The sequence below is a fragment of the Shinella sp. NM-101 genome, from assembly GCF_021401195.1.
GTDB lineage: Bacteria > Pseudomonadota > Alphaproteobacteria > Rhizobiales > Rhizobiaceae > Shinella.
This window is the reverse complement of the sequence record NZ_JACBFT010000043.1, coordinates 1-4,195: the sequence shown is the minus strand read 5'-3', so window position 1 is coordinate 4,195 and position 4,195 is coordinate 1. Positions and strand designations below refer to the sequence as shown.

Here is a 4,195-nt window from a genome sequence, read left to right as displayed (position 1 = left end):
TGTCATTCGCGTTTAACCGCCGGACGGCCCGTTTTTGGCGTCTCTGGCCGTCGAAATTCGCAGTCATTGGGCGGATTGGTTATGCGCTTGATCAGTGGACTGCAGCGATCCGGCGCTTCGCCGGCAATCCCGACCGGCGTCGACAGCGGTCGCGGTAACTGACCGGGCGCTCGCGACGCCCTCTCCCGAAACATCACCGCCTTCGCTGATTTCGGCCAAGGAAGCCCGTGCAGCGGCTTTTAGCGCCTGACGATCAACGGCCTCATCCTGACCCTCGAAACGCACTCCATGGTCTTCTGTGTGACTCGATTTTTGGGTACTTTCTGTCCCTCTGGCGGCGACCGGGCTGCGGGTCACCCCTTCCTGGAAAGCGCTGCATCGATCAGTCGCGCACGAGCACTGTAGCGTTTGCGCTGTGATAGGCATTGTGCGGCGGTCCACCTTGGGTCCGCCAGGATCTGATTGGCCAGACGCTCATATTCAGCCGAACTGCGCGGCAATGGACCAGTGGCCATTCCATGGAGCGGCGGTGGCATGGCGCGCATCCGCCGCGATGCTGCGCGGCGCGCCAGACGAATAGCGGTTTCCGAGCTTGTAGCGACCCCATCGGGGTTGACGCCGAATACATCATTCACAGCAAGCAGGGTAACGAAACGCCAGCCTACCGGCAATTGGCCGAGCGGCGCCGCCGCGCCGACGGCATGGCGAACCTCATAAGGGCATCGCCAGCCTGCCTGGTTTAACCAGAGCGCCAATACCGGGCGCGCCGCCGCCGGATGATCGAGTGGTGCCCAAAGCGTCGCAAGCGCCTGCCCGAGTTGTTCATGCGCGGGGCCTTCGCCGTCAACGATTTGAGCAACCTGCTGCTGGATCGATAACGCCGCTTCAATCAGAGCGGCATCCCGCGGCGCGTCGTCCTCCCCTCCCCTATCGATAAGAAGCGCTTCGCACCGGCTGCAGACCGCGCGTGCTTGTCCTTCTCGCAGGCGGAACGCGACGGAGAGACGGTGACCACATCCGAGGCAGCGATCGCGAAGAAGATGGCCATGCTTGGGGCAGATGCAGTGCTCGGCGAGCACCCAGTCAGCCCGTAGCCACGAATCGCGATCGGCCGTGTGATCGGCCGCTAAACAGGCAAGACAGACGGCTGGGGACCCGATCATCGCTGAAGGCGCCCATTCCGGCCCTCTGCACGTGTACCAGGAATTTGGGCGTTGCGGATGGCGCCGGCTCAGGGATAATCGGAGCAGCCGCTCTGGATCGACACCGCAGCTCCAGGCCCATTGTCGGACCTGTTCGGGGGCCGGCAGCCGATCATCGACGGATTGAATTGGCGAAAAACTCCGCCCACCATCGGTCATCCACTCGGCGAGTGCTTGATGAGTAAGACCGTAGCGACAGGCCACTCGTGCAAGCCACGACGATAGCAGTTCGCCACGATAAGGTCGCGGTACCACGGGGAGACGGCGTGCCGTCATGCACCCACCTGTTGCGGCCTGCGAGACGCGCGTCGTTCGACGGACTGCGTCATCGAAACGAGGGGCAGAACCAGATTGTCGCCGAAGCTCACCAGGTCGAGCCGCTCCTTCCCCGAACGGATGGCTTCCTCGGCTGCCGTTTCGATCAGCCGGAAAATCCGCGCAGTGACGCCACTGGTAAGCACATGGATTCGCTCGCGTACCGCGTCGCTTTCGAGATCGGAGGAAGCGCGCAACGGCAGGATTCGGGTCAGGCTCTTCAACAGAGCCGCAAAGACGTGATCGTTCTTCCATGGCTTGAGATGAAACGCTTCGAAGCGCTCGGCAAGCTGTGCGTCGGTCAGCAATGCCTGCCGCGCCAGATCGGTCCCGGCGCAGACAAGCGGAACTTTTAGGTCGTTGGCGAGAAACCGCAATGCGTTCAGAAAAATCCGCTGCTGCCGATAGGTGCCGGCCAGCATGCCGTTGACCTCGTCGAGCACAATCATTCTGGCGCCGACGGTGCGCAGCAACGAGCGGCAGATATCCTTCTCACGGGCAAGTGCGCCGCCGGCGAGCGCGGGAGCCTCAAGGCTTGCCAGCAATTCCCGGTAAAGATCGCGTTCGACCGGCTCCGACGGCACCTGCGCCACAACGACCGGTCTGATGGTCACACCGGTTGCCTGGCAGAACCTGGCCGGATGCGAGCGCTGGAATTTGCGAATGATCTTGGTCTTGCCCATGCCGGTGTCGCCATAGATCAAAAGGCAAGGCATGCGGTCCCGCGGCGGATAGGCAAGCAACGCGTTCAGACGTGAAATTGCTGCTCCAGCCTGATCAAAACCAATCCAGCGATCGGCCTTGATCCAGGCAATGCGCTCATCGTCGGGCAGCGCGGCGTAGCGGCGGTAGCGGCCGTCAAGATGTTCGTAGGTCCCCTCCCCTCTCACGACCACTCCTCGACGGGAAAGATCGGCACCTTACTCCAATCAATCGGCCGGTCGTCATCCGCTTGTGGCGCCTCGGCGGGAGCGGGCGATCTGCTTGGGGTGGCAGCACCAAGCGCGCGGCTGCGTTTCTCCACCTGCTGACGCGCTGCTTTGGTGCGCCGGACCGCGTCATCAACCAACACGCGCTGCGCCTCGATCGTCTCGAAAATCAGCTGCTCGTCGACTAGCGCCAGGCCGCGCTCACGCAAAGCTGCCCGGGCGCGTCGGTGCTCGCCGAGCGTGATCGGCGGGCGCCGCAGATCTGCAAAGCGGATCGGCCATTGCGCACCACTGGGACCCCGCACGAAAATCGTCGAAAGGTCGCGCGGATCGTAGGAAATACGCAGCGGCCGATCGAGCCGGCCGGCCCAGATGCTCAGCACGTCATCCCAATAACGGAGGCCGAACAGGTGAATGCCGTCCCGTCGCACCAGCCGGTCAACACTCGGCAGGAAATCGATCATGAAGCCAGCAAGATCCTGGGGCTGCCGGACAGGCCGGACGCGCAGCGCCACAGCTTCGTGCCACGCCGCAAGCGGCGGAATCCCCAAGGCCCCATGCCGATCGGCGTGATAACGGGTAATCTCGAGTGCTAACCAGCGCTCCAGTTCATCCAGCGTCATCGCCGCACTGGCGGCTGAATCGTAGTCGCCCCGCTCGTCGATGTCGCTGAAGGTCGTGCCCGGCAGAAGATGAATGGCGCCCATCATGGTGCCGATCAGCCGTTCGATATGGCCGCCATAGTGCGGTGTGGCGACCGGGCGATGGATGAGCTCTATGCCATACTCTTGGGCGCCGCGCTTCAAGGCTCGGGATCGGAATTCCTTGGCGTTGTCGAGATGGATCGCATCGGGAAACCCGGAGACCGGCCACTCCGCGCTGACGCCCAGCCCGGCAAGCCATGCCTCTTTTGGCTGCACGCAATGCTGGATCGCGAGCGCGACGGAAATCGTCGATGGTGCCTCGAGCGTCAGGTAGAAGCCCGCGATCATGCGGCTTGCGACATCGATGGCGAGCGTCAGCCACGGCCTTTGCAGGGGCTTTCTGTATTGACGATCGACGACGATGACATCGGCCAGCGTATGGTCGATCTGGACAACGCCGAAAACGCACTCGGCCTCGTATTGCCCGGGAACCGGTCGGAAGCGGTCACGGGCTGCTTTCGGGCCATGCCTCGCCCCGGTAAGTTCAGCTGGCTCCAGGGCAGCGACGCGCGCCTTCACGGCGTGCCAGGACGGCGCCCGCACGCCACGCACGCGGCAAAGCCTGCGGATCTCCTTGTGCAACTGATTGATGCTCGGCTTCTGACGCGTCTTGTAGAAATCCCGTACCGCCTCGGCAATCACGGCTTCGGTCTCGTCCGGAAGCCGCCGACTGCCGCGTCGCGTTCCTGCCGGCTGCGGCAGCAGTGAACTCGTAACCGGATCCTCGCGATACACCCTGATCAACTCATACAGGCGGGTTCGTCGAAGTCCGAGTTCGCGACAGGCACGAAGAAAGTCGGACCGACGGGGTTGCTCAAGCGATACCAGCCTTCGGATCACGGCCTCTCTCGCAACCGCCTCGTTCCAGACGGCATCGTCGACAATATTCCTGTCAGGCTCATGAACCACAGCTGCCTCGCTGCAAAGTTCGTCCGCCGAATTATCGCGAAAAATCCGCCAATTCGACTAAAATCCGGTCATCAACTGCGAGTATGATTCGCCCTATATCAGAAGCTTACCGTCCGCCAGTGAACTATGAATGACA

General features: G+C 62.6%; 3 protein-coding genes. All 3 read right to left on the bottom strand.

What is annotated here, in order from left to right:
• Positions 1-353 precede the first annotated feature (353 nt).
• Genes L0976_RS28685 through L0976_RS28420 form a run of 3 tightly spaced genes read right to left on the bottom strand, consistent with a single transcriptional unit; the run spans position 354 to position 3,885 of the window.
• A complete protein-coding gene (locus L0976_RS28685) occupies positions 354-1,478 on the bottom strand; it encodes a TniQ family protein (RefSeq protein ID WP_255696286.1) in 1,125 nt (374 codons plus the stop codon).
• Positions 1,475-2,407 (bottom strand): TniB family NTP-binding protein, encoded by a 933-nt coding sequence (locus L0976_RS28425; protein ID WP_234190733.1) that lies wholly within the window; start codon positions 2,405-2,407, stop codon positions 1,475-1,477. The genes L0976_RS28685 and L0976_RS28425 overlap by 4 nt, the downstream gene beginning before the upstream one ends.
• The gene (locus L0976_RS28420; protein ID WP_234190731.1) at positions 2,404-3,885 is read right to left on the bottom strand and encodes a Mu transposase C-terminal domain-containing protein; all 1,482 of its coding nucleotides are present in this window, start codon (positions 3,883-3,885) and stop codon (positions 2,404-2,406) included. Before L0976_RS28420 ends, L0976_RS28425 begins: the two co-directional genes overlap by 4 nt.
• Positions 3,886-4,195 lie beyond the last annotated feature (310 nt).